Source organism: Desulfohalovibrio reitneri (assembly GCF_000711295.1).
GTDB classification, from domain to species: domain Bacteria; phylum Desulfobacterota; class Desulfovibrionia; order Desulfovibrionales; family Desulfovibrionaceae; genus Desulfohalovibrio; species Desulfohalovibrio reitneri.
Window position 1 is genome coordinate 1,390,803 of sequence record NZ_JOMJ01000003.1, and the last position, 24,632, is coordinate 1,415,434.

The window sequence follows — 24,632 nt, forward strand, 5'->3', positions numbered from 1 at the left end:
TGGCCTACGAATGACGGAATAGGGAAAACCAATTCCGGCTTCACCCGCCATCACCTCAAGTAAGGGAGAGACAATGACTGAAGAGCTCAAGGAAACCTGGATCAAGGTTGTGGAATACGCCTCCATGCCCCACCTGGGCCTCTCGCGGAAGCTGCGCAACGGCTGCGCCATCGAGTTCAACAACGACGGCGACCCCATGCGGGGCGACGTGGTCTTCGAGATCCAGGAGGCCTACCTGCGGGTCATCCGCGACCAGGGCACGGACGACGTCAGCGTGAGCTACTACGCCTGGGACAAGCTGGCCTCCATCAAGACCATCGGCATGCCCAAAAAGAAGTAGCCGCCATCCTCCCGAAACCGAATCGGCGGCCCCCCGCGCCGGGGGCCGCTTTCCTCCTCCCCGGGTATGTGTTCATAAATCCTTTGGAATCGCGTAACCTGTCCGCAACCATCGAAGGCGGGGAACGTGGCAGCGTGCCCTTACCGCGGCAAACCCCCACCCCCCAACTTTTCCTTCGAGGAGGACAGGCAATGAAACCCCTTCGCATCCTGCTGGCCGCCCTGGCGGTCATGGCCCTGGCGGTTCCCGCCACGGCCGAAAAGTACGACTACTCGGGCAAACCGCCCAAGTACGTATTCCTGTTCATCGGCGACGGCATGGCCTCGCCCCAGCGCATGGCCGCCACCGCCTACACCGGCGAGGAGTTGCGCATGGACCGCTTCCCCGCCCAGGGCATGACCACCACCCAGGCGGCCAACCGCTTCATCACCGGCTCCGCCGCCTCGGCCACCTCCCTGGCCTCCGGCATCAAGACCAACATCAACATGATCGGCATGGACCCCTCCGAAAGACGCGTTAAGACCCTGGCCGAGATGGCCAAGGAGCGCGGCATGAAGGTCGGCATCGTCTCCTCGGTGTCCATCGACCACGCCACCCCGGCGGCCTTCTACGCCAAGGTGCCCCACCGCTCCCAGTACCACTACGTCGACATGCAGCTGGCCGGGTCCGGCTTCGACTACTTCGGCGGCGGTGGGCTGAAGGACCCCACTGGCAAACGCAAGGGCGTTGAGCCCAAGGGCGACGCCCTGGCGCTGGCCAGGAAGAACGGCTTCAAGGTGGTGGACAACAAAAAGGACTTCATGGCCCTCAAGCCTGGCCAACGCGCCATCGCCTACAACTCCTGGCTGCAGGACTCCGGCGCCCTGCCTTACGCCATGGACATGCGCCCCGAGGACATCACCCTGCCCGAGTTCACCAAGAAGGGCATCGAGCTGCTGGACAACGACAAAGGCTTCTTCATGATGGTCGAGGGCGGCAAGATCGACTGGGCCTGCCATGCCAACGACGCGGGCGCGGCCGTGAGCAACACCATCGCCTTTGACGACGCCGTGGGCGAGGCCATGGCCTTCGCCGAGAAGCACCCCGGCGAGACCCTCATCGTGGTCACCGGCGACCACGAGTGCGGCGGCCTGACCCTGGGCTTCGCCGGCACCAAGTACGAGACCGACTTCAAGGTGCTGGGCGGCCAGAAGGTCTCCTTCACCAAGTTCGACCAGGAAGTCCTCGGTCCCTTCAAAAAGGAAGGCGGCGGGTTCGAGGACATCAAGCCCCTCATCACCGAGAACTTCGGCCTGAAGTTCCAGGGCGATTCCAAGGCCGACGTCATGGTCCTGACCGACTACGAGCGGGCCCAGCTCATCGAGTCCTTCCACCGCTCCATGCGCGGCCAGGAGGAGCACTCCGCCGATCCCTCCACCTACCTGCTGTACGGCGGCTACGAGCCCCTGACCGTGACCGTCACCCACATTCTCAACAACAAGGCCGGCCTGGGCTGGACCTCCTACAAGCACACCGGCGTGCCCGTACCCATCTCCGCCATGGGCGTGGGAGCCGACATCTTCAACGGCTACTACGACAACACCGACGCAGCCAAGAAGCTCATGGCCGTCATGGGCATCGAGCCCAAGGCGCACTATGCCGAAAGCTCCGCCAAGACGAAGGTAGCCGCCAAATAGCCACCCCGCACCACCTCCCGGGCGGCGCGGCGCGGACCGCGCCGCCCTTTTTCATTTCCCCAGCGGAGCCAGACCATGCCAGCCACCCGCACCGACTCCTCCCGCCGCGACCTCGCCGCAGCCCTGCTGTTCGCCGTGCTCTCCGTGGCCCTCTACTTCCTGCCCACCGGCTTCGAGGGCGCGCTGCAGGACACCCGCTCCGAGCGGGTGCGGGCCACAGTGCTGGAGACGGACGACTCCGATGTCCTGCGCCACGGCATCGTCAAGACGGGCGACCAGCACCTCCTCCTGCGAATCGAGAACGGGCGGTTCCAGGGCGAGGTGGTCACGTCCAACAACCCCCTGCTGGGTATGATGGACCGCGACACCCTGTTCGAGGAAGGCGATTCCGCCTTCGTCACCCTCACCCTCTCCCCGGACGAGGAGCGCATCGTCAACGCCGCGCCGGAGTCGCACTACCGGCTGGACCTGGAGCTGCTCCTGCTGGGGCTGTTCGCCGGGGCGCTGCTGCTTTTCGGCGGACTCACCGGGGCCAAGGCCCTGCTATCCTTCCTCTTCGCCGCGCTCATGCTGTGGCGGGTGCTGGTGCCCCTGCTGCTCAAGGGGTGGGACCCGGTCTGGCTGGCCCTGGGCGTGGTGGCGGTCATGACCGCGGCCATCATCTTCCTGGTGGGCGGGGTCAACCGCAAGGGGCTGACCGCCTTTCTCGGGGCTTTCCTGGGCATCCTCACCTCGGCCGCCCTAGCCGTCTTCTTCACCGGCGAGTTCGCCATTTCCGGCGCGGTCATGCCCTTTTCCGAACCCCTGCTCTACGCCGGATTCGCCCACCTGGACCTCTCCCGCATCTACATGGCCGCCGTCTTCCTGGCCGCCTCCGGCGCGGTCATGGACCTGGCCATGGACGTCTCCGCCTCCCTGCACGAGGTGGTCTGCAAGAAGCCGGACATCTCCTTCACCGAGGCCCTCAAGTCCGGCATTTCCGTGGGCCGGGCCGTAGTGGGAACCATGACCACAACCCTGCTGCTGGCCTACTCCGGCGGCTTTCTCACCCTGCTCATGGCCTTCATGGCCAAGGGCGTGCCCCTGGCCAACTTCTTCAACGTGGTCTACGTGGCCGCGGAAATCCTCAAGACCTTGGTCGGCTCCTTCGGCCTGGTCATGGTGGCTCCCTTCACCGCCCTCATCGGGGCCTGGATATTCACCCGCCGCCCGGAGTGCCTTCCCGGCGAGGCGGAACAGCCCTGACGCCTTTTCAGGAAGCACCAAAACGGCTACCCTCGTCGGTCATGCAACCGCGAGGAGAACCGTCGTGAAAATAGGGCTTCTGCAGGCCAATCCACTGGTTGGCGACGTGCGTTCCAACGCGGCCAAGGTGGCCGAGCTGCACCGCCAGGCCGCCTCCGCCGGGGCCGACCTGTGCGTGGCTCCGGAACTGGCCCTGTCCGGCTACCCCCCGCGCGACCTGTTGCTGCGCGCGGGATTCGCCCGGCCTGCCGCCAGGCGGCCGCCCGGCTGGCCCGGGAGCTGGCAGACGGTCCGCCCCTGCTGGTGGGCCTGCCCTGGCCCAACGAAACCGGTGTGGGCCGCCCCCTGCACAACGCCGCGGCCCTGCTGCGCGGCGGGGAGATCGAATCGGTCTACGCCAAGCGCCTGCTGCCCACCTACGACGTCTTCGACGAGACGCGCTATTTCGAGCCCGGCTCCGGTCCGCTGGTCATCGCGGTGGCCGGGACGCGCCTAGCCGTCACGGTCTGCGAGGACATCTGGAATGACAAGGACTTCTGGCTGGAGCGCAAGTACCACACCGACCCCGTGGCCGAGTGCCGCGACTTGGGCGCGAGGGCCGTGCTCAATCTCTCCGCCTCGCCCTTCACCCTGGGCAAGCAGGCAGTGCGGGAGGACATGCTCCGGGCCATCACCGACCACTACGGCCTGCCCGTGCTCCTGGCCAACCAGACCGGCGGCGACGACGATCTGCTCTTCGACGGACGCTCCATGGCCGCCCTGCCCGGCCGGGGGCTGACCGCCCGGGCCATGGGCTTCGCCGAGGACGTGCTGCTGGTGGACCTGGACGAGGGCGGCGGCGTGGCCGAGGACGATTTCTCCCCCGAGGCGGAGGCGCACAACGCCCTGGTCATGGGCACCCGCGATTTCATGACCAAGCAGGGCTTCTCCACCGCCGTGCTGGGCCTCTCCGGCGGGGTGGACTCCACCCTCACCGCGGCCGTGGCCGCCGAGGCCATCGGCCCGGAGAACGTCCTGGGCGTGCTCATGCCCTCCCCCCACACATCGCAAGAGTCCCTGGACGACGCCGCCGACCTGGCCGCCAACCTCGGCATGGAGACCCTCACCCTGCCCATCGGCGGCCTCATGGACGGCTTCGGCTCCGCCCTGGCCGAGCCCTTCGCCGGGCTTCAGCCGGGCGTCACGGAAGAGAACATCCAGGCCCGCATCCGGGGGGTGCTGCTCATGGCCCTGTCCAACAAGTTCGGCCGCTTCCTGCTGACCACCGGCAACAAGAGCGAGCTGGCAGTGGGCTACTGCACCATCTACGGCGACATGTGCGGCGGGCTGGCCGTGCTGGGCGACGTGCCCAAGGTCCTGGTCTACGGCGTCTGCCGCCGCATGAACGCTCTGGCCGGGCGCGAGGTCATCCCTCAAAACGTGCTGGACAAGGCCCCCACGGCCGAGCTGCGCCCGGACCAGAAGGACCAGGACAGCCTGCCGCCTTATGAGGAACTGGATCCCATCGTGGACGGCCTGACCCGGGGCGAAACCCCGCGCCAGCTGGCCGAACGCGGGGTGGACCTCGAGCTGGCCCGCCGGGTGGAGACCATGATGCGCCGCGCCGAGTTCAAGCGCCGCCAGGCCCCGCCCGCTTTGAAGATAACAGACCGCGCCTTTGGCACCGGCTGGCGCATGCCCCTGGCCGCGAGGCTCCCCGAGGACGAATCGTGAACCGCGACGACATCGAATACTGGCTGCACGAACACGACTTCAGCCACGCTTCCGCCGACCGCCACGAGCGCAACACCCGCCTGGTCATACTGCTCACCCTGGTCACCATGGTGGCCGAGATCGCGGGCGGCTTGGCCTTCAACTCCATGGCCCTGCTGGCCGACGGCTGGCACATGGCCTCCCACGCCGGGGCCCTGGGCGTCACCGCCATGGCCTACGCCGTGGCCCGCCGCCACTCCGCCAACCGCCGCTTCACCTTCGGCACCGGCAAGGTGGGCGCGCTGGGCGGCTTCGCCTCGGCCGTGCTGCTCATCGGCGTGGCCCTGTTCATGGTTTGGGAGTCCGTGGAGCGGCTCATCAACCCTCTGCCCATCAACTTCGGCTGGGCCATGGGCGTGGCGGTCATCGGGCTGGTGGTCAACCTGGCCTCGGCCTGGCTGCTGGGCCACCACGGCCACGACCACGGGCACGGGCACGGGCACGGGCACGGGCACGGGCACGGGCACGCCCACCACGAACACCACCATCACCACGAGCACGACCACAACATCCGCGCCGCCTACATCCACGTGCTGGCCGACGCCCTCACCTCGGTGCTGGCCATCGTGGCCCTGCTGGCGGGCAAGCTGGCGGGCTGGACCTTCCTCGACCCCGTCATGGGCATCGTTGGCGCGGCGGTCATCACCCGCTGGGGCTGGGGGCTGGTGCGCGACACCGGGGCCATGCTGCTGGACTACTCCGACGACCCCGGCCTGGAGGACCGCATGCGGGCCGCCCTGGAGTGCGACGGGGAATGCCGCCTGACCGACCTGCACGTCTGGCGCGTGGGGCCGGGCCATCTGGCCGCCCAGGTCTCCCTGGCCGCCGAGCACCCCAAGACCCCGGACGAGTACAAGGCCGCCCTGGACAAGGTGGCCTCCCTCTCCCACATCACGGTGGAGGTGAACCCCGTGTCCGGAAGCGGGAACTAGCCCGTGGGCTGGCTCCGCGTCCTTTCCCTGGCCGTGGCCCTGGCCATGGACGCCCTGGCCGTGGCCGCGGCCACCGGCGCCACCCGGCCGCGCGTCTCCGCACGGGCCACCTTCCGGCTGGCCTTCCATTTCGGCCTCTTCCAGGGCGGCATGACCGCTCTGGGCTGGCTGGGCGGCACCGCCCTGCGCCCTTTCATCGAGGGCTTCGCCCACTGGGCCGCCTTCATCCTGCTCTTCCTGGTGGGCGCCAACATGCTCCGCGAAGCCCTCTTCCCGGACGAGGACCACACCCGCCCCGACCCCACCCGGGGCGCCACCCTCGTCCTGCTTTCCGTGGCCACCAGCCTGGACGCCCTGGCTGTGGGCCTCTCCCTGGCCCTGCTTGGCCAGCCGGTCCTCTTCCCCTCCCTGGTCATCGGCGTGGTGGCCCTGCTCTTCACCGCGGCCGGGCTGCACGCCGGCAACTTCCTGGCCCGCATGCTGCCCGTGGGCAGGCTGGCCGACGCCGCCGGCGGCCTCATCCTCTGGACCATCGGAGTGCGAATCCTGGCCGAACACGACGTGCTGTGATTGACAAGCCCCCCGAAACATGGGGATAGAAAAGAGTGGAGTCCCCATGCGTCCGGAAGAGGAACTGCGCCTGGCCAAGGAAATCGTGGACCACAGCCCCGTGGTCCTCTTCCGACGTCTGCCCGCGCCCGAATACACCCTGGTCTACGTCTCGGAAAACGTCCGCCGCTTCGGCTACAAGGCGTCCGACTTCCTCGAGGGCAAGATCACCTGGAACGACCTGGTCCACCCGGACGACCTGGAGCGGCTCGGCCGCGAGGTTGAGGAACACGCCGCCGCCGAACGCACCAGCTACTGCCAGGAATACCGCGTGCGCACCTCCAACGGCGAAGTCCGCCACGTGGAGGACACCACCCGCGCCCTGCGCGACGAAAGCGGCCAGGTCACCCACTACGAAGGCGTGGTGGTCGACGTCACCGAGCGCAAGCTGGCCGAAGACGCCCTGCGCCGCAGCGAGGAAAAGTTCCGCCGCATCGTGGAGACCGCGGCCGAGGGCTTCCTGCTCATGGACCCCCACCTGCGCATCCTCGACGCCAACCAGGCATACTGCCGCATGCTGGGCTTCAGCCGCGAGGAGATTCTGGGGCTCACCCCCATGGAACTCGCCACCGACGAATACCGCCGCTTTCTCAAATACAACCGCGAGTGGCTCCTCAGCAACGACCAGCGCGTGCTGGAGGGCTCCCTCCGCGCCAAGGACGGGCGCAAGGTGCCCATCCTGGTCAAGTCCAACACCCTCACCGGAGACAACGGCGAACTCTGGGGCCACGTGGCCTTCGTCTCCGACCTCACCGAGCAGAAACACTCCCTGGCCCTGGCCGCCGAAGTCCAGCGCTCCCTCCTGCCCACGGAAATGCCCCAACTCGATGGCCTGCAGGTGGCCGCCCGCGCCCTGCCCTGCCAGGAACTCGGCGGGGACTACTACGACATCCTGGCCGCCTCCGGCCCGGACAACGCCCCCCTGACCGTCTTTCTCGGCGACATCTCCGGACACGGCGTGGACTCCGCCCTGCTCATGGCCACCGCCCGCTCTTCCCTGCGTTCCCACCTCATGCGCTCCAAATCCCTGGGCGACGCCCTGCGCCGGGTCAACCGCGATCTCTTCACCGACTTCGAGGCCACCTCCAGCTTCATGACCATGATCGGACTCTCCGTCACCCCCCAGGGCGAAATGCGCTGGGCCCGCGCCGGACACGACCCGCCCATCATCTACGACCCCGCCATGGACGCCTTCGCCTCTATCCTCGGCCACGGCCTCCCCCTGGGCGTGGACCAGACCTCCCGCTACCCGGACAACGAACTCACCCCGCTGCCCCAGGGCTGCATCATCGCCATGGGCACCGACGGCATCTGGGAAGCCGCCTCCCGCGAAGGCGACTACTTCGGCAAGGAACGCTTCCAGGAAATCGTCCGCGCCCACGCCCACCAAACCGCCCAGGAAATCCTCGACGCCGTCTTCAGCCAGGTCGCCTCCTTCACCGCCGGACGACCCCAGGACGACGACATCACCCTGGCCGTGGTGAAAATCGGGTAGAAGAAGAGAAGGTTAAGCATTTCGCCCTGCGGGCGACCAGGGGGCTGCGCGCCTCCTGGACCCTGCGGCAAAGTAACTTTGCATGTGTATCGCGTGATGAAGCGCGTCAGGGGAGATACCAGGAAGCGCCCCGGCGAATTTGCGTTCGCGGGATGGGGTCTACCCGGCCCCCACCCTGGCCGGTTGATTCCAGATGCGTTGAACACGAAATTGAAAGACGGCACCCCGGTTCTTACGCCTGTACCACGCCCCCGAGCGAAGCGAGCGGCAAAGAGTTTTGAGGAAGGATGGAGGGAGTTTGGAGGAGGAAGTATCCTGCCCCAATGTCCTGAACGTCCACCCCGCCAGCCTTCCCCCTTTCCCCGCACCCCGTTTTCACCCGTCTCACCGTTTTCTCTCCACTCCCTCCCCTTTATCATTCGCCATGGAAATACGAGTGTGGCATCATGAAAACAAAGCCCCTCCGCCCGGTTCCGTCACGGGGGGCGGATGCGACCAAACTGTGGGAGGAGCACAGCATGAGCCATATCGAGACCTTCAAGAAGAAGATGCGCGGCGACGGGTTGCCCGAGTCCGTCGTCTCCGCTTTCACCGGCCTGTACCAGCGCCTCGCCTCGGGCGAGCGCGGCATGATTCCCGAGTCCGACCTCTCGCCGCTGACCCCGGACGAGGTGCCCAGCCTAGCCACCAGCCGGGAGCACGCAGCCAAGGGGCTGGAGCTGGCCGACCAGGCCGTGGTGCTCAAGCTTAACGGCGGCCTGGGGACCTCCATGGGGCTGGACAAGGCCAAGTCCCTGCTGCCGGTGAAAAACGGGCTCACCTTCCTGGACATCATCCGCCGCCAGGTGGAGCGGTTCCGAGGCGACACCGGAGCCTGCCTGCCCCTGGTGCTGATGAACTCCTTCAATACCGAGGACGACTCCCTGGCCGCCCTGGGCGACTTCGGCAACCCCACGGGCGTGCCCCTGTCCTTTCTGCAGAACCGCTTCCCCAAGGTCATGGCCGACGATCTCTCCCCGGCGGAGTGGCCTGACAATCCGTCCCTGGAGTGGAACCCGCCCGGGCACGGCGACCTGTACGCCGCCCTGAAGAGTTCCGGCACCCTGGACGCCCTGCTTGAGCGCGGCTACCACTACGCCTTCGTGTCCAACGCGGACAACCTCGGGGCCTCCTTCGACCCCGCCCTGCTGGGCCTCATGGCCGAGACCGGCGCGCCCTTCCTCATGGAGGTCGCCCGCCGCACCAAGGACGACCGCAAGGGCGGCCATCTGGCCCGCGCCGAGGACGGACGGCTGGTGCTGCGCGAGGTGGCCCAGACCCCGGACGGCGACCTGGACGCCTTCCAGGACATCGACCGCCACCGCTACTTTAACACCAACTCCGTCTGGGTGGACCTGCGCGCCCTGAACAGGCTGCTGGAGGAGGAAGGCGAGGTGTCACTCTCCCTCATCGCCAACTCCAAGACCATCGACCCCCGCGATCCGGACTCGCCCAAGGTGTTCCAGCTCGAGACCGCCATGGGCTCGGCCATCTCCGGTTTCCCCGGCGCCGCCGTGGTGGAGGTGCCCCGCTCCCGTTTCCTGCCGGTCAAGACCACCGACGACCTGCTGCGCGTCATGTCCGACAACTACCGGCTCGACGACCGCTTCAACCTCATCCACACCGGGCACACCACCCGCGTGGAACTGGACTCCCGCTACTACAAGAAGATCGACGAGTTCCTCCGCCGTTTCCCCGCGGGCGTGCCCTCCCTGGCCAACTGCCAGCTCCTGCGCGTGCGCGGCGACGTGTTTTTCGAAACCGCCCCCTCCCTGCACGGCGAAGTGGTGGTGGAAAACACCGGAGGCCTCCCCGCCCGCATCCGCCGCACCGAAATGCGCGGACGCGAAGTGCTGGCGTAGAATGGGGCTGGATGAATGAAAGGCGGGCGGCTGGGTTTGACCCCACCGTCCGCCTTTTTTGTGTAGGAAAAACAGGGGTATTTCGCCCTGCGGGCGACCAGGGGGCTACGCGCACCCTGGCCCTGCGGCAAAGTAACCTTGCATGTGTGTTCGCGGGGTGGAGCGCGTCAGGACGAGGTCGGGGAGCACCCCGGCGCATGCGTCGCTGTGCGCTGTGTCCTGTGTATCCACCCACGCCGAAGAACCCGTTGCGGCGGACGGAACAGGACTTATATCCACTGCAAGGAGCATCCCATGTGCGTCATCTTCTTCCTGCCCCTGGCCTTTGTGGCCGCCGCCCTGGCCATCCTGGTCTCCATGGGGGCCGAGGAGGCGAAAAAGGCCCGGAAGTAGTGCTCTCCGGGAACACGGGGGCATCCGGCCCCCGAAAGGGGGGCGCGCTTCGCTCCGATTCACCTTCGCGCCCCCAGCACCCCCCCCCGGCACCGCCGTTCCCCCGCCATCACTCGCCGTTCACCTGATTGAAGCACGTGTTATCATGGATTCCCTGGCGTTGATGGTGTATGTCTGGGGCTTGCTTCGTTGTGCCGCGCGGCGGGCTTGATTGTCGCGCGGAGGGAGAGTGATGGAAATGGCCGATATGGATGACGTGCCCCCTGCCGACGATTCGCTAAGCGAGCTTGAACGGCTTCGCGAGGAAAACCGCAAGCTCCGCGAGGCGCTGAAGAATCCCGAGGCGTGGTGCCTGGGTTCGGGCAACAGCTGCTTGAGCCAGGTCATCGTCAGCGCCCTCGAAGGCATGCTCGTGGTGGACCGGGAGGGGAGTGTCCGGTTCCTCAATCCCGCGGCCGAGGAAATGCTCGGCCGCAAGGCGGATGAATTGGCCGAGTGGCCGTTCGGCCTGCCCTCGGTGGGGGACGTGGCCGAAGTGGAGCTGCACGCGGCCGGCGGCGACCGCCAGGTGGCCGAGATGCGGGCGGTTAACATCACCTGGGACGGCGCTCCGGCGCACCTGGTGACGCTGCGGGACGTGACCGAGGGCCGCCGCATGGTGGAGGCTCTACGCGAGGCCAGGGAGGAATTGGAGGCCCGGGTGGCCGAGCGCACGACGGAACTGCGCAAGGCCAACGAGCAGCTCATGGCCGAGGTCTCCGAGCGCATCATGGCCCAGGAGCGCGCCCGGCAGAGCGAGCAGCGGTACCGGGCCATCCTGGAGGACCAGACCGAGCTGATCTGCCGCTATCTACCCGACGGACGCCTGTCTTACGTCAACGAGGCCTACCTGCGCTACTACGGCCGCACCCGCGATGACCTGCTCAACAGCAATTTCCTGCCGGACATCCCGGACGAGGACCTGCGCCTCATCGAGAGCCACATCGCGAGCCTCACCCCGGAACAGCCAGTGACCAGCTTCGAGCACCGCATCCGCATGGAGGACGGTTCCCTGCGCTGGCAGCAGTGGACCCACCGGGCCATTTTCGGCGAGGCGGACGAGCTGACCGAATACCAGGCCGTGGGCCGCGACGTGACCAAACGGCGCGAGGCCGAGGACGGGCTCAAGGAGCAGCGTCGCTTTTTGCGGCTGGTCATCGACTCCGTGCCCAGCCCCATTTTCGTCAAGGACGCCCAGGGCCGCTACCTGCTGGTGAACAAGGCCATGGCCGACCTCTACGGCGTACCGCCGGAGAATCTCATCGGCCACACCGGGGGCGCCTTCAACGCCAACCCCGAGGAACTGGCCCGCTTCGAGCGCGAGGACCGCACCGTGCTGGAGACGGGCACGGTCCTGCACATCCCGCACAAGACCATCACCTCCGCCACCGGCGAAAAACGCTGGTACACCAAGACCAAGGTGCCCCTGCCCGAGTACGGCTGGGTGCTGGGCGTGGCCGTGGACGTCACCGATCTGCTGGAGGCGGAGACCGAGCGGCTGCGATTGGAACGCCGCGTTCGCAACACCCAGAAGATGCAGGCCCTGGGCACCCTGGCCGGGGGCATCGCCCACGATTTCAACAACATGATCTACGCCATTTTGGGGTTCGCCAACCTGGCCCTGCGCCGCAACGAAAACCCCAAGGTGGGCGAGTACCTGGAGCAGATCCGCTCCGCCGGCACCCGCGCCTCGGAGTTGGTGCGGCAGATCCTTACATTTTCCCGGCAAACCGAGCAGGCCAGGTCCACGGTCCACCTGGCGACCCTGTGCAAGGAAGTCACCAAGATGCTTTCCGCGACCCTGCCGCCGGGGGTGGAGATCGAGCAGAAGCTGGAGGCGGAGGACGACGCCGTGGTCGCCGACCCCACCCAGCTGCACCAGGTGGTCATGAACCTCTGCACCAACGCGGTGCAGGCCATGCGGGACCGGGGCGGCACCCTGGAAGTGGTCCTGCGCGACGCGCCCCCGGACCCGGCCGGATGCGGCATGCTGGAGTTGTACGTCACGGACACAGGCGAGGGCATGCCGCCATCGGTGCTGGAGCGCATCTTCGACCCCTTCTTCACCACCAAAGAGAAGGGCGAGGGCACGGGCATGGGTTTGTCCGTGGTGCACGGCATCGTGGAGGCCCACGGCGGTTCGATCTCGGTGGACAGCCGGGAAGGCGAGGGGACGACCTTCGTTGTCCGGATGCCACGGGGGGAGGTCTGCTCGCCCCATCCCGCCGAGCGGGCCGAGGCGGCCAACGGCGGTCAGGGCCGCATTCTCCTGGTTGACGACGAGCCCATCCTGGCTGAGATGGCCTCGGAGACCCTGCGCAACCTGGGGTACAGCGTCACCGCGCACACCAAGCCGGGCGAGGCCCTTGAAGAGTTCACGGCCGATCCCTGGGCCTTCGACCTGATCATCACCGACCAGGCCATGCCCCGTATCACCGGCGAGGAGCTGGCCAGGGAAATGCTGGCCCTGCGGCCGAATCTGCCCGTCATCCTCGTGACCGGCTTCTCCGAATCCTTCACCCCGGAGGAGGCCGAAACCATCGGGGTGGCGGCCTACCTCTTCAAGCCCATTCCGGAAACGCAGCTTTCGGAGACCATCCAGGCCGCGCTGGCCGGGACGGCTCGCGGTGACGGGTAGCTAGGCCTCTTCACCCAGGTAGGCGGCCGCGCCCTCCACGCCCCTGCGGCGGCGGATTTCCTCGGCCACTTCCGAGGGCACGCACTTCTTGTTCACCGGGTTGAGATAGGTGGGCAGCGACTTGGCCAGGACGATGGCCGCCGGGATGCCCAGAATGCTCAGGAACAGGCTGACCACCTGCAGGGTCGCGAACGCCGCCAGCACCAGGCCGATTGGTAGCCACAGCACCATGATCACGGTGGAGTAGGCCTTCCACTTCGGATGCCGCGTGTCCTTCAATACGGTGCCGGAGATCATCTCCCTGCCGAAGGGAAGGAAAAGGAATTTGCCCAGCTCCATGCAGCCCAGGCCGATGGGCGCGGGGATGACCAGCATGGTGAGCAGCAGACCGAGAAGCCAGGTGACTCCGGCGGTGACGAAGCCGAGAAACGGGATGTGCCAAAGCAGATTGCCGAGCAGCCGCATAACGAAACCCTCCTCCCTGAAAATGCAGCCGAAACGGGAACATGCATAGAATATCCGCCACCAAATCACAACACCCTATATTTCCGGGCCAAGCCCGCGCGTTGCCACCGCGGGCCTCCTGCGGTAGTTTCCCCCTTCCTTCAACCCCAAACCCCGAGGAGCGCGCCACGTGCATGTCCTCCTGGTCGGCTCGGGCGGCCGCGAACACGCCCTTGCCTGGAAGCTTTCCCAATCACCGCTGGTGGACAGCCTGTCCATCGCCCCCGGCAACCCCGGCACGGCCGAGTTCGGCCGCAACGTGGACATCGATCCCGACGACATCCGCTCCCTGGTGGACTACGCCAAAAGAAAGGATGTGGGCCTGTGCGTGCCCGGGCCGGAGCTGCCCCTGACCAAGGGGCTGGCCAACGCCCTGCATGATGCCGGCATCCCCTGCTTCGGGCCCACCGAGTTCTGCGCCCGGCTGGAGGGCTCCAAGGCCTTCGCCAAAGAGGTCATGCTGGAGACCGGGGTGCCCACGGCCCACTTCGCAAGCTTCGAAGACTTCCGCCAAGCGCGAGACTTCGTGCGCGAGACCGGCGCGCCGCTGGTCATCAAGGCCGACGGCCTGGCCTCGGGCAAGGGGGTCATCATCTGCGAGTCCGTGCAGCGCGCCGAGCACGTGCTGGAGCAGGTCATGGTGCACAAGGAGTTCGGCGGCGCGGGCGACAAGGTGGTCATCGAGGAACTGCTGGTGGGCGAAGAAGTCTCCTTCCTGGCCTTCTGCGACGGCGAAACCAGCGCCGTGATGCCCACCTCCCAGGACCACAAGCCCGTGGGCGAGGGCGACACCGGCCCCAACACCGGCGGCATGGGCGCCTACTCCCCGGCGCACATCCTGCCCGAGGACCACTATGAGACCGTCCGCCGCCAGGTCATCGACCCGGTCCTGAGCTACATGCGGGCCAAGGGCCATCCCTTCGTGGGGGTGCTCTACGCCGGGCTCATCATCACCGCCGACGGCGCCAAGGTGCTGGAGTACAACGTGCGCTTCGGCGATCCCGAGTGCCAGCCGCTGATGATGCGCCTGGACTCCGATCTGGCCGAGATCATGTTGGCCTGCACCAAGGGCGGGCTGAACGGCACCAGCGTGTCCTGGAAGCCGGAGACCGCCCTTTCCGTGGTCCTCTCGGCCAAGGGCTACCCCGGCCCCTGCTCCAAGGGCATGCGCATTACCGGAATCGAGCGGGCCGAGGCCCCGGGCGGGGTCAAGGTATTCCAGGCCGGCACCGACCTCAACGGCGAGGGCAATCTCGTCACCTCCGGCGGGCGGGTGCTCAACGTCACCGCCCTGGGCAAGGGGCTGGAGCGCGCCCGAGAGGCCGCCTACAAGGCGGTGGAAGCCATTGATTTCGAGGAACAGTACTGCCGTTTCGACATCGGCCAAAAAGGCCTGAAATGGGAACCCGAGGAGGAATCCCTGTGAGCGACGCACCTCTTGTGGCCATTTTCATCGGTTCCATCTCGGACAAGGACGTCATGCGCTCCTGCAGCGACACCCTGTCCTCCCTGGACATCCCCCACCGCTTCACCGTGGCCTCGGCCCACCGCACCCCGGAGCGCACCGCCGGACTGGTGGACGAGCTGGAAGGCCAGGGCTGCCGGGTATTCATCTGCGGCGCGGGCATGGCCGCACACCTGGCCGGGGCGGTGGCCGCCAAGACCATCCGCCCGGTCATCGGCGTGCCCATCAACGCCTCCCCGCTGCAGGGCATGGACGCCCTGCTGGCCACCGTGCAGATGCCCCCGGGCTTCCCCGTGGCCACCGTGGCCCTGGACAAGGCCGGGGCCAAGAACGCAGCCCACCTGGCCGCCCAGATCCTGGCCCTGTCCGACCCGGACTTGGCCAAGCGGATCATGGAGCTGCGCCAGGGCTTCAAGGACGGCGTGGAAAAAGCCGCGAACGAGCTGGAAAACGAGTAGTCCGTTTTTCGCTCCCGGGAGGCGGCCCGTTCCGCCTCCCCGCCTTGCCCCGTACCCGCCGTTGCCCTAGGATGGCGGGTATGGAGGAAGAACATGTCCCATTTGCGACTTGAGGAATATCTGCGTCCCGAGTGGGCCGACCACGCCGGGCAGCTTTCCATGCGGGGGCTGCCCGGCTTGTTCCTATCCGCGGCCGAGGCCATCCTGGGCGACTGCGGCCTGGACATCCACCGGGGCGGCGGCAGCCTGCTGCGCGCACGGCAGGCCGCCTACCGGCTGCGCCGCCTGGAGAAGGTGGGCGAACCCGTGCGCGTGGAGAGCATGGTCATCGAGGTGGAGCGGGACGCGGTGCGTTTCTTCCACGTGCTCTACCGGGTGCGGGTGGGCAACCGGCTGGCCACGGCTGACGAGGTGGTGCGGCAGGAAACCCCGCACGGCGACCCCGTGGACTTTCCCGACGAGGTGCGCCGCGAATTGGAGGCCATAAAGGCCCGCCACGACGAACTGGCGCGGCCCGAGGGGCTGGGGCAGGGCGTCTGTTTCTCCCAGCCTTGACACCGGGGCCGCGCCCCCCCATGTTCCCCCGGTGCAAATCGACTACCGCTCCCGACTGAACGAGGCCCAGTACGAGGCCGCCACCCATCGCGGCTCACCCCTGCTGGTCATCGCCGGGGCGGGCTCGGGCAAGACCCGCACCATCGTCTACCGCCTGGCCAGGCTGGTGGAGGAAGGCGTGCCGCCCGAGTCCATCCTGCTGCTGACCTTCACCCGCAAGGCCTCCTTCGAGATGGTCTCCCGCGCCTCCACCCTTTTGGGGCGGGGACTGGCCTCGGTGCCCGGCGGCACCTTCCATTCCTTCGCCTTCGCCACCCTGCGCCGCCACGCGGCCGAGCTGGGGGTGAACCCCGCCTTCACCGTGCTGGACAAGGCGGACGCCTCCTCCCTGGCCAAGGACGCCCGCGACCGGCTGGAGTTGGGCAAGGGCGACAAGAGCTTTCCCAAAAAGGACACCCTGGTGGAGGTGGTCTCCAAGTCGCGCAACAAGGAGCTGAACGTCTCCGACCTGGTCTCCCGCGAGTACCCGCACCTGCTGCCATACTGCGAGGACCTGGAGGAGATCGCCCACGCCTACCGCAACCTCAAGCGCAACCACGGGCTGTTCGACTACGACGACCTGCTCTTCGAACTGGAGCGGCTGCTGCTGGCCAACCCCAAGGTGCTGGAGACGGTGCGCCGCCGCTTCAACCACGTCATGGTGGACGAGTTCCAGGACACCAACCTGGTGCAGGCGCGGCTTGTCAAGCTCATCGCCGGCGACCACGGCGAGGTGGCCGCGGTGGGCGACGACGCCCAGTCCATCTACGCCTTCCGGGGGGCCAACGTGGCCAATATCCTGCGCTTCGGCGAGGAGTTTCCCGGAGCGCGGGTGGTGCGGCTGGAGCGCAACTACCGCTCCACCCAGCCCATTCTGGACCTGACCAACACCATCCTGGAAAACGCCCGCGAAAAGTACGACAAGCACCTCTACACCGAGCGGGCCACCAGCCACCGCCCCCGCGTCTACCGCACCCACTCCGACGCCTCCCAGGCGCGGGCCGTGCTGCAGCGCGTCTCCGAGCTGAAGCGCGAGCACGGGCTGGACACCGGGGACATCGCCGTGCTCTTCCGGGCGGGCTTCATGAGCTATCTGCTGGAAGTGGAACTGAACAAGCTGGGCTTTCCCTTCGTCAAATACGGCGGCATCAAGTTCACCGAGGCGGCCCACATCAAGGACGCCCTGGCCTACATGCGGCTGGCCTGCAACCCCTCGGACCTGGCCGCCTGGAACCGCGCGCTGGGCCATGTCAAGGGCGTGGGCCCCAAGACCGTGCCCAAGGTCATCGAGGCCGTGCTGCGGGGCGACGCCGACTGGCTGGCCAAGCGCACGGCCAAGAACCAGCAGCTCGGCGACCTGCTCCGCTTTCTGGATACCCTGCGGCGCGACCCCGGCCGCCCCGCGCACGCCCTGGAGGCCATCGCCGAATTCTACCTGCCCATCATGCGCCGCGCCTACCCGGACGACTACCCGCGCCGCCAGCAGGGGCTGGACGAGCTGGCCTCCATCGCCTCCGGCTACCAGGACTGTCCCTCCTTCCTGGCCGACGTCTCCCTGGAGAACCCGGGCGAGGATCGCGAGGCCCCGCCGGAGGACGCCTTGGTGCTGTCCACCATCCACTCGGCCAAGGGATTGCAGTTCAAGGCCGTCATGGTGCTGGACCTAGCTGAGGAGCGCTTTCCCGGCAAACGGGCCATGCACCGCATGGAGGACATGGAGGAGGAGCGGCGGCTGATGTACGTGGCCTGCACCCGGGCCATGGACCACCTGGACCTCTTCGTGCCCGAGGCGGTCTGGGTGCGCCACCTGGAGCGCAACGAGCCGGTTCGCCCCTCCCCCTTCGTCACCGAACTTCCGGCCGAACTGTACGACGATTACCGCGAGACCTTCGGCGGCGGCTTCGAAATGGCCCGGCCGCGCGGCATGCCCGAGCCGCCGACCTCCGCGCCCACCACCGGCGGTCCGGCCAAGGGCGGCGACGGAGGCGCGCTGCCCATGGGCTACTGCCGCCACGCCATCTACGGCCGCGGCAAGATCATCCAGCACATCCCCCCGGACAAGTACCGGGTCAACTTCCAGGATTTCGGCCTGAAGGTCATCGTGGGCCGCTTCCTGGAGCCGGAGGAGTAGATGGCCCTCGCCTCGGAAAACGAATTCCTGGCCATGGTGGACGACATCTTTCCCGCGGCCCACGACCACATGGAGCTGGGCCGGGGGGACGACTGCGCCGTGTTGCGCTGCCCCTCCCGCCTGTGCCTGACCACCGACGCCTTTCTGGAGGACGTGCATTTCCGCCGCGCCTACTTCACCCCGGAGGAGGCCGGACGCAAGGCCCTGCTGGTCAACGTCTCCGACTTGGCGGGCATGGGCGCGCAACCACTGGGCTTCTCCCTGGACCTGCTCATCCCCCCCGGCCTGCCGGACGACTGGTGGCGGCGCGCCCTCGAGGGCATGCGCGACGTGGCCGTGGAGGCGGGCATGGCCCTGGTGGGCGGCGACCTGTCCGTGGCCGCGCAGGTGGGCTTCTGCGTCACCGCCTGGGGCGGGCCGTGGGCCGAACGCGCTCTGGCGCGGGGGCAGGCTCGGCCGGGCGACACCCTCTTCGCCGTGGGCCCCCTGGGGCTGGCCCGGGCCGGACTACTGGCCCTGGAGCGCATGGGCCGCGAGGATGCGGAGGCCGACTCGCCCGAGGCGGTTTGCCATCATCTCTCCCCGCCGCTGTTGTTACAGGCCTCCCGCAGGCTCTCCGCCATCCCCGGTGTGCGCGGGCTGATGGACGTCTCCGACGGACTGGCCCGCGACGTGCCCCGCTTCCTGGCCCCGGAGACCGGGGCGCTCATCGACCTCTCACCGGATGCCCTTCACCCCGAAGTCCGCCGCGCCGCGGCCGGGGCCGGGGACAAGGCGCCCCTCTTCGCTTACCTGGGCGGGGAGGACTACGCCCTGCTCGGGGCCTGCGCCCCTGCGGCTCGGGAGGCCGCGCAATCCGCCGGGGCATGCATACTTGGGGTTGTCACGGACAGCCCAGGCGTTATCCTCTTGAACGAAGAACCAGCCCCGGTGCGGGGTTTCGACCATTTCGAGGAAGACTGATGCGGTTCGAACCCGTGGCCCATGTTCGCTCCATACTGGCAGACCGCGCCAGGGCCCCCAAGCAGGGCCGCGAAGGCGCGCCCGACGCCGTCCTTGAGTTCGAGGAAAAGTATCTGCCCGCTCTTGACGGTCTCAAGACGGGCGACGAGGTCTGGCTGCTCTGCCATTTCCACCAGGCCGACCGCGACACCCTGTCCGTGCATCCGCGCGGCGACCCGGCCAACCCGCGCACCGGCGTCTTCAACACCCGCTCGCCCGACCGGCCCAACCCCATCGGCCTGCACAAGGTGACCATCCGCGCCATGGACGGCGCCCGCCTCGCCGTGGGCCCGCTGGAGGCCGTGGACGGCACCCCGGTGCTGGACGTCAAGCCGGTCATCCCGGGCGAGTCCGGCCCCTCCGGCGACGGCCGCCACCCCGAGGACCTGCTGGCCAGGGCCGGAAGGCTGGGCTGGCGGCGCGGCCTCTTCGCCGGGTTCAACGGCAACCTTTCCCTGCGGCCTGAGGACGAACCGGAGGTCATGGTGGTCACCGCCTCGGGCGCGGCCAAGCGCTCCCTGCAGCCCTCCGACTTCGCCCGCGTGCGCCTTTCCGACGGCGCGCACCTTTCCGGCCCCGCGCCCTCCACCGAGGCCAGGGCCCACCAGGCCGTGTACAACCGCCGCCAGGAAGCCCGGGCCATCGTCCACACCCATCCCCCGCACCTGCTGGCCCTGGACCTTGCCGAGGGGATGGCCGGGCTGCGCGCTCTGCCGCTCTTCGAGGCGGACATGTTCTGCTGCAAGCTGGCGGAATGCCCGGCAATCCCCCCCGGCGGCGAGGACCTGGCCCGGGCAGTGGCCCGCTCCGCCGGGGAGTTGGGCGAGGGAATGGGAGCGGTGTTCATGGGCCGCCACGGCCTGCTGGCTTTCGGACCGGACCCGCTCTCCGCCCTGGCCCTGTCCGAGGAGCTTGAGGCCCTGGCCAAGATCCGGCTGCTCAGCCGCGCGGGAGGCGCATGACGCCCAACCCCAATGATCCCCTGGGCGGCGAGGCCACCGGTCGCGACTTCTTCGCCGTCTCCCCGCTGATGCTCTTCCCCGAGACCCAGCCGGAATTCCGCGTCTACCTCAAGCAGGAAGGCCGCTACGTCCTCTTCACCTCGGAATCAGACCGTTTCGACGAGCCCACCCGCCAAAGCCTCTTCAACCTGGGCATCCAACGGGTCTACGTGCCCCAGGAACAGCGCCGCCGCTACGCCCGTTACCTGCAGGACAACCTGGGCCGCATCCTGGGCGACCCGGAAATAGCCCTGGAGGAACGCGCCTCCACCTTCGTCAGCGCCTCCAACGACATCCTGCGCGAGGTGTTCTCCAAGCGGCTGCCCGAACGCGTCTCCAAAGTCCTCTTCAGCCGCGTGCAGAAACTCGTGGAGGACTCCATCGGCTTTTTGGGGCGCGAGGAATCCCTCAAGTCCATCGCCCGCCTCATCTCCCGCGACTACCAGTCCTTCACCCACTCGGTGAACGTCTACGCCTTCGCCGCCTCCGTGCTGCACACCTACGGACTGGACCACGACAAAATGGTCGAGGCCGGCGTGGGCGCGCTCATGCACGACGTGGGCAAGGCCAAACTCCCCCAGCGCATCCTGGACAACCAGGGCGCGCCCATGACCCCGGAGGACGAGCAGACCTTCCGCACCCACCCCATCCACGGGGTCTCCCTCTGCTCCAACCTGCCCCTCACCCAGGAATCCACCAACATCATCCTCTTCCACCACGAACGACACGACGGCCAGGGCTACCCCGGCGGCATGGCCGGCAACGCCATCCCCCTGCCTGTGCGCGTGGTCTCCGTCTGCGACGTCTACGACAACCTCACCACAAGCCGCCCCCAGGCCAAAGCGCGCACACCCTTCATGGCCCTCAAACACATGCGCGAAGACATGCAGGGCGCCTTCGACATCGACGTATTCAAACGCATGGTTCTCGTTCTCTCCGGCGCGGACATCGTGCAGGAATAGGCTGGTTAATGGGCTGGCAACGCGGCTCATACCGCGTTGCCAGCACGATTTTTCGTGGTCGCAGGGGAATGGAGGATGGCTGGCGAGGGTTGACGTTCAGGGCAGCGGGAGAGGGAGGAAAAACCCTTTAAAAAGGGTTCTTTCCTCCCTCTCCCGCACCCTCACCCTCCTTTTCCTAAACTTTTTGCCGCTCGCTTCGCTCGGGGGCGGGGGGCGGGCAGTTGGGAGCCGGTGGATTTCTGCTCAATCTCGCGTCCCACGCATCTGGATGCCAAACGACCGGGACTGGATTTTGTCGAGTGGACGAGCACTCTTGGCGTACCTTCGCGGGCTACTCCCGTTCCACTCCCTGACGCGCACCAACACGCGTCACACATGCAAAGTTACTTTGCCGCAGGGTCCAGGGGGCGCGCAGCCCCCTGGTCGCCCGAAGGGCGAAATCTTCCTTTCTTGATTGCAGGCAGCTTGCCGCTCGCTTCGCTCGGGGGCGGGGGGCGGGCAGGTGGGAGCTGGGGAATTTCTGCTCAATCTCGCGTTCAACGCATCGCGAGCCAAACGGCCGCGGCTGTATTCTACCGGCTGGACACGCTCCACAATCGCAGGTTCGCCGGAGTTCTCACTTGTATCTTTCTGATGCTCGCCAACACGCGATACACATGCAAAGTCACTTTGCCGCAGGGTCCAGGGGGCGCGCAGCCCCTGGTCGCCCGCCAGGGCGAAATCATCCCTTTCTTTCCTTCTCTCCAACGATTGGTCAGCCGCGCAGTTTTTTGGCGATTTCGCAGGCGTGGCGGGCCTGGAAGCGCACGCCTTCCAGTTCGTTTTCCGATGGGGTGCGGCCGCCGTCCGGTCCGGCGATGGTGGAGGCTCCGTAGGGGGAGCAGCCGGAGACCTCGTCGACGCGGGTCTGTCCCTGGAAGGAGTACGGCAGGCCGGTGATGACGAAGCCCTGGTGGAGCAGGGTGATGTGGAAGGAGAGGATGGTTGATTCCTGTCCGCCGTGCTGGGTGTTGGAGGAGGCGAATACGGTGCCCACCTTGCCCACCAGCGCGCCTTTGGCCCACAGGCCGCCGGTGGAGTCGAAGAACATGCGCATCTGGCCGATCATGTTGCCGAAGCGGGTGGGCGTGCCGAAGATGTAGCAGTCGTAGTCGCCGAACTCGTCTCGGTCGATGACCGGCACGTCCTGTTGCATGTCGATGGTCTGCCGCGCGCCCATCTTTTCGATGACCTCGCCGGAGAGGATTTCCGGCACCCGGGCTAGGCTGACCTCGTTGCCTTCGATGGACCGCGCGGCCTCGGCGGCTTCTTGGGCCATGCGGTGGATGTGGCCGTACATGGAGTAGTACAGGACGAGCGTTTTCATGGTTTTCTCCCCAATTGGCGGTGTATTGGTTTGGATTCCGCAAAGGGAATTCCGTACAGGCTACCACAAGACGGCGAAAAGAAAACCTCAGGTCATGTCGCGCATGGAGCCGAAGTAGGCCTCCGGGTCCCAGTCCTCCTGCCCCAGCATGCCGCCAATCTGCTCGAAAAAGGCGTCCCAGCCGTTTATCTCGCCCAGTTTTTTCCCGTTCTTGAATACCTTGAAGATGGTCCCGGCCGGGCACTTGGTGAGGTTGATTTCCACGTCCGCTCCCGAGGGCATGGTTTCTCGCCAGGGCGCGGACCAGGAGGTCTGGTCTCCCTCGGTCTTCTTGTACTTCTCGAAAAAGGCCTCGAACGCCTGTTGCATCTCTTCACGGTTCATGACCGCTCCTTTTTCCGCTTCCCATAGCACGCCCGGACGGTTGGCGTCCTCCCCCTCTTCCCATATGCGCCCACTTTTGCGTACCTTCCGGCCATGCGAGTCTATCTTGTGGGCGGGGCGGTGCGAGACAGGCTGTTGGGCCGCGACTGCGGAGACCGCGACTGGGTGGTGCTGGACGCGGACAAGGACGGGTTCCTGGCCGCCTACCCGCGCGCCAGGCCTGTGGGGCGCAAGGGCATCACCTGGATATGGCGGGGGGAGGAGTACACCCTTTCCGAGGCGGACTCCATCGAGGAGGACCTGGCCACCCGCGACCTGACCATCAACGCCCTGGCCGAGGACGAGGCGGGCCGCGTGACGGCCGCACCCGGCGCGCTGGACGATCTGAAGGCCAAGCTGCTGCGGCCCGTGGCCGAGGCCAATTTCCTGGCCGACCCCCTCCGCGCCGTGCGCGCCGCCAGGCTGGCCTGCTGCTTTCCGGATTTCGAGGTCACTGACGAATTGATCCAGGCCATGCGGGCCGTGGCCGAACAGGGCGACCTGGCCAAGATGGCCGCCGAGCGCGTGGGCATGGAAACGCGCAAGGCCTGCGCCTCGTCCGCTCCCGGCCGCTACCTGTCCCTGCTGGCCCATGGGCACTGCCTGCGCCCCTGGCTGTGGGAACTGGCCGAGGGCGAACGCTGGCGCATCGCAGCCGCCAACATGGAGGCCGCGCCGCGCCCGGATAACAAGGAGGAACGGGAACTCCTGCGCTGGATGGCCCTGTGCGCCGCCCTGCTGCCCGGCGAGGCCCAGGCCCTGGGCAAACGCCTCAAGCTCACCGTGGAGCTGCGCCGCGCCGGAGACACCGCGGCCGAAACCATCCCCCGCCTGCGGGACTACGCCACCCTGCCGCCAGAGGACAAGGCCTGGCTCCTGCCCATGCTGGCCGCCCGCAACCTGGCCCCCCAGCATTTCCAGCTCGCCCGCGCCCTGGGCGGCAACACCGCCCTGGACCGCGCCGAAACCGACCTGCAAACCGCCCTCGACGTCAAACTCCCCCCGGAATGGCGCGAACTCGGCCGCCAATCCGGCGAGGAAATCCTCCGCCGCCGGACCGAAGCTCTGAAAAACGAGGCCGGGGAAGAGGCGTAGGGGTATGGAAGGTGGCTGGCGGGGGTGCGCGTTCCGGACAACGGGAGACAGCAGCCCAATTCAGCATTCAGCGCATCTGAAACCAGACGACCAGGGCAGAATTTTACCGGCTGAAATAGCCCAACAATCGCCAATTCGCCGAAGCGCTCCCTGGTATCCGCCACTGACGCGCGCCAACCCGCGAAAACACATGCAAAGGTAGTTTGCCGCAGGGTCCAGGGGGCGCGCAGCCCCTGGTCGGCCGCCAGGGCGAAAATCTTCCCCGCTTCCTCTCACCTGGGACATTCGCCCTTTTTTTCGCAGGAGCGGAGCAGGGCCAGGAGGGTGGCGGCCATGTCGCCGGGCACGTCGCCGGGGTCGGTGGTGGCGGGGTGGTCGCGCATGGCTTGCTCGAGTTCCTTGGAGGTGAAGCGGTAGCCTTGTTCGGCCAGCCAGTCCGCGTGCCGTCCGTTGGCCACGGCCCTGGCCAGTCCGGCGCGGAGGCCGGGGTCTTGGTAGGCGTCGTGTATGAAGGCGGCGGCGTCGCGCATTAGGTGTCCTCCGGATGATTTTTTCACTGCTCGCAGAATCCGACTTTGCCACGCCGGTGTCAACGAGGAAGCGGCGTGGAG

At 67.3% G+C, this 24,632-nt stretch carries 21 protein-coding genes; 17 read left to right on the forward strand and 4 right to left on the reverse strand.

All coding sequences use genetic code 11. The features are described 5' to 3' along the window. Positions 1–73: 73 nt before the first annotated feature. The 9 genes from N911_RS0107200 (at position 74) to N911_RS16710 (ending at position 13,020) form a co-directional block, all read left to right on the forward strand. Positions 74–340, forward strand: coding sequence for a hypothetical protein (locus N911_RS0107200; RefSeq protein WP_029895729.1), 267 nt, complete (start codon positions 74–76; stop codon positions 338–340). Positions 341–531: 191 nt separating this feature from the next. After that, positions 532–2,016 carry an alkaline phosphatase gene (locus N911_RS0107205; RefSeq protein ID WP_029895730.1) on the forward strand — a complete coding sequence of 495 codons (1,485 nt, stop codon included), beginning with the start codon at positions 532–534 and terminating at the stop codon, positions 2,014–2,016. A gap of 75 nt (positions 2,017–2,091) precedes the next feature. Then, positions 2,092–3,261, forward strand: coding sequence for a YibE/F family protein (locus tag N911_RS0107210; RefSeq protein ID WP_035104481.1), 1,170 nt, complete (start codon positions 2,092–2,094; stop codon positions 3,259–3,261). 171 nt (positions 3,262–3,432) lie between these two features. After that, complete coding sequence (locus tag N911_RS16705) at positions 3,433–4,974, forward strand: NAD+ synthase (RefSeq protein WP_341860294.1); 1,542 nt, start codon at positions 3,433–3,435, stop codon at positions 4,972–4,974. Further along, a complete protein-coding gene (dmeF, locus tag N911_RS0107220) occupies positions 4,971–5,945 on the forward strand; it encodes a CDF family Co(II)/Ni(II) efflux transporter DmeF (protein ID WP_035104485.1) in 975 nt (324 codons plus the stop codon). The genes N911_RS16705 and dmeF overlap by 4 nt, the downstream gene beginning before the upstream one ends. A 3-nt stretch (positions 5,946–5,948) precedes the next feature. Beyond that, the gene (locus N911_RS0107225) at positions 5,949–6,515 is read left to right on the forward strand and encodes a manganese efflux pump MntP (protein ID WP_029895736.1); all 567 of its coding nucleotides are present in this window, start codon (positions 5,949–5,951) and stop codon (positions 6,513–6,515) included. A 46-nt stretch (positions 6,516–6,561) separates the two neighbouring features. Next, entirely contained in the window at positions 6,562–8,049 is a 1,488-nt protein-coding gene (locus N911_RS0107230) for a PP2C family protein-serine/threonine phosphatase (protein ID WP_051694040.1), read from the forward strand. A 518-nt stretch (positions 8,050–8,567) separates the two neighbouring features. Further along, on the forward strand, positions 8,568–9,950 hold the full coding sequence (locus N911_RS0107235; protein WP_051694041.1) for a UTP--glucose-1-phosphate uridylyltransferase: 1,383 nt from the start codon (positions 8,568–8,570) through the stop codon (positions 9,948–9,950). Between the two features lie 625 nt (positions 9,951–10,575). Beyond that, on the forward strand, positions 10,576–13,020 hold the full coding sequence (locus N911_RS16710) for a PAS domain S-box protein (protein WP_051694042.1): 2,445 nt from the start codon (positions 10,576–10,578) through the stop codon (positions 13,018–13,020). On the opposite strand, the gene N911_RS0107250 is transcribed toward N911_RS16710, so the two are convergent. Further along, positions 13,021–13,485: a YccF domain-containing protein gene (locus N911_RS0107250; RefSeq protein ID WP_051694044.1), complete on the reverse strand. Its 465-nt coding sequence runs from the start codon at positions 13,483–13,485 to the stop codon at positions 13,021–13,023. 169 nt (positions 13,486–13,654) lie between these two features. On the opposite strand from N911_RS0107250, the gene purD reads away from it, so the two are divergent. From purD to N911_RS0107285, 7 genes are all read left to right on the forward strand, one after another. Then, entirely contained in the window at positions 13,655–14,950 is a 1,296-nt protein-coding gene (gene purD, locus N911_RS0107255) for a phosphoribosylamine--glycine ligase (protein WP_029895746.1), read from the forward strand. After that, the gene (gene purE, locus N911_RS0107260; RefSeq protein WP_029895748.1) at positions 14,947–15,447 is read left to right on the forward strand and encodes a 5-(carboxyamino)imidazole ribonucleotide mutase; all 501 of its coding nucleotides are present in this window, start codon (positions 14,947–14,949) and stop codon (positions 15,445–15,447) included. Before purD ends, purE begins: the two co-directional genes overlap by 4 nt. A 93-nt stretch (positions 15,448–15,540) precedes the next feature. Beyond that, positions 15,541–16,002, forward strand: coding sequence for a thioesterase family protein (locus N911_RS0107265; RefSeq protein ID WP_029895750.1), 462 nt, complete (start codon positions 15,541–15,543; stop codon positions 16,000–16,002). Between the two features lie 31 nt (positions 16,003–16,033). After that, positions 16,034–18,172 carry an ATP-dependent helicase gene (locus N911_RS0107270; protein WP_029895752.1) on the forward strand — a complete coding sequence of 713 codons (2,139 nt, stop codon included), beginning with the start codon at positions 16,034–16,036 and terminating at the stop codon, positions 18,170–18,172. Further along, a complete protein-coding gene (gene thiL, locus N911_RS0107275) occupies positions 18,173–19,135 on the forward strand; it encodes a thiamine-phosphate kinase (RefSeq protein WP_029895753.1) in 963 nt (320 codons plus the stop codon). Continuing rightward, positions 19,135–20,136: a tRNA (N6-threonylcarbamoyladenosine(37)-N6)-methyltransferase TrmO gene (gene tsaA, locus N911_RS18255; RefSeq protein WP_029895755.1), complete on the forward strand. Its 1,002-nt coding sequence runs from the start codon at positions 19,135–19,137 to the stop codon at positions 20,134–20,136. The genes thiL and tsaA overlap by 1 nt, the downstream gene beginning before the upstream one ends. Continuing rightward, positions 20,133–21,137, forward strand: coding sequence for an HD-GYP domain-containing protein (locus tag N911_RS0107285; RefSeq protein ID WP_035104489.1), 1,005 nt, complete (start codon positions 20,133–20,135; stop codon positions 21,135–21,137). The genes tsaA and N911_RS0107285 overlap by 4 nt, the downstream gene beginning before the upstream one ends. A gap of 754 nt (positions 21,138–21,891) precedes the next feature. Here N911_RS0107285 and wrbA read toward each other — a convergent pair. Continuing rightward, positions 21,892–22,503, reverse strand: a complete 612-nt coding sequence (gene wrbA, locus N911_RS0107290; RefSeq protein WP_029895759.1) for an NAD(P)H:quinone oxidoreductase — start codon at positions 22,501–22,503, stop codon at positions 21,892–21,894. An 87-nt stretch (positions 22,504–22,590) separates the two neighbouring features. Beyond that, positions 22,591–22,887 (reverse strand): hypothetical protein, encoded by a 297-nt coding sequence (locus tag N911_RS0107295; RefSeq protein ID WP_029895761.1) that lies wholly within the window; start codon positions 22,885–22,887, stop codon positions 22,591–22,593. Between the two features lie 93 nt (positions 22,888–22,980). Between N911_RS0107295 and N911_RS0107300 the strand changes: the two genes are divergently transcribed. After that, a complete protein-coding gene (locus tag N911_RS0107300) occupies positions 22,981–24,021 on the forward strand; it encodes a tRNA nucleotidyltransferase/poly(A) polymerase-related protein (RefSeq protein WP_035104492.1) in 1,041 nt (346 codons plus the stop codon). A gap of 272 nt (positions 24,022–24,293) precedes the next feature. Here N911_RS0107300 and N911_RS0107305 read toward each other — a convergent pair whose 3' ends face one another. Next, a complete protein-coding gene (locus N911_RS0107305; protein ID WP_029895765.1) occupies positions 24,294–24,551 on the reverse strand; it encodes a Nif11-like leader peptide family natural product precursor in 258 nt (85 codons plus the stop codon). Positions 24,552–24,632 lie beyond the last annotated feature (81 nt).

Bases quoted from the DNA above. Each gene is read 5' to 3' on its own strand.
- N911_RS0107200 (WP_029895729.1), top strand. From the start codon at position 74: ATGACTGAAGAGCTCAAGGAAACCTGGATCAAGGTTGTGGAATACGCC.
- N911_RS0107205 (WP_029895730.1), top strand. From the start codon at position 532: ATGAAACCCCTTCGCATCCTGCTGGCCGCCCTGGCGGTCATGGCCCTG.
- N911_RS0107210 (WP_035104481.1), top strand. From the start codon at position 2,092: ATGCCAGCCACCCGCACCGACTCCTCCCGCCGCGACCTCGCCGCAGCC.
- N911_RS0107230 (WP_051694040.1), top strand. From the start codon at position 6,562: ATGCGTCCGGAAGAGGAACTGCGCCTGGCCAAGGAAATCGTGGACCAC.
- N911_RS0107235 (WP_051694041.1), top strand. From the start codon at position 8,568: ATGAGCCATATCGAGACCTTCAAGAAGAAGATGCGCGGCGACGGGTTG.
- N911_RS16710 (WP_051694042.1), top strand. From the start codon at position 10,576: ATGGAAATGGCCGATATGGATGACGTGCCCCCTGCCGACGATTCGCTA.
- N911_RS0107250 (WP_051694044.1), bottom strand. From the start codon at position 13,485: ATGCGGCTGCTCGGCAATCTGCTTTGGCACATCCCGTTTCTCGGCTTC.
- N911_RS0107265 (WP_029895750.1), top strand. From the start codon at position 15,541: ATGTCCCATTTGCGACTTGAGGAATATCTGCGTCCCGAGTGGGCCGAC.
- thiL (WP_029895753.1), top strand. From the start codon at position 18,173: ATGGCCCTCGCCTCGGAAAACGAATTCCTGGCCATGGTGGACGACATC.
- tsaA (WP_029895755.1), top strand. From the start codon at position 19,135: ATGCGGTTCGAACCCGTGGCCCATGTTCGCTCCATACTGGCAGACCGC.
- N911_RS0107285 (WP_035104489.1), top strand. From the start codon at position 20,133: ATGACGCCCAACCCCAATGATCCCCTGGGCGGCGAGGCCACCGGTCGC.
- wrbA (WP_029895759.1), bottom strand. From the start codon at position 22,503: ATGAAAACGCTCGTCCTGTACTACTCCATGTACGGCCACATCCACCGC.
- N911_RS0107295 (WP_029895761.1), bottom strand. From the start codon at position 22,887: ATGAACCGTGAAGAGATGCAACAGGCGTTCGAGGCCTTTTTCGAGAAG.
- N911_RS0107300 (WP_035104492.1), top strand. From the start codon at position 22,981: ATGCGAGTCTATCTTGTGGGCGGGGCGGTGCGAGACAGGCTGTTGGGC.
- N911_RS0107305 (WP_029895765.1), bottom strand. From the start codon at position 24,551: ATGCGCGACGCCGCCGCCTTCATACACGACGCCTACCAAGACCCCGGC.